The organism is Paraburkholderia sp. BR10937 (assembly GCF_040965695.1).
GTDB lineage: Bacteria > Pseudomonadota > Gammaproteobacteria > Burkholderiales > Burkholderiaceae > Paraburkholderia.
On sequence record NZ_JBFRCL010000218.1, the window covers coordinates 1 to 255 of the forward strand.

The following is a 255-nucleotide window of genomic DNA, read 5'->3' on the forward strand; positions in this document are numbered from 1 at the left end:
CCAGCAGCACCTTCGCCACGCCTGCAATCTTCGCGGCTGCATCCGCCGCAGCTTGTGCGTTGTGACCCGCGACCAGCACGTGCACGTCGCCGCCAATCTTCTGTGCTGCGGCGACCGTGTTCAGCGTCGCGGCCTTGATCGACTGATTGTCGTGTTCGGCACTAACCAGATTCGTCATTTTCGTCTGCTCCCCTTACAGCACCTTGGCTTCCGTCTTCAGCTTCTCGACCAGCGTCTTCACGTCCGGCACCTTCA

The 255-nt window shown here is 60.8% G+C and carries 1 pseudogene; it reads right to left on the reverse strand.

Annotated elements, in window-relative coordinates:
* Positions 1–178: pseudogene (locus AB4Y44_RS42725) on the reverse strand (electron transfer flavoprotein subunit alpha/FixB family protein); the annotation flags it as partial.
* Positions 179–255: the final 77 nt, after the last annotated feature.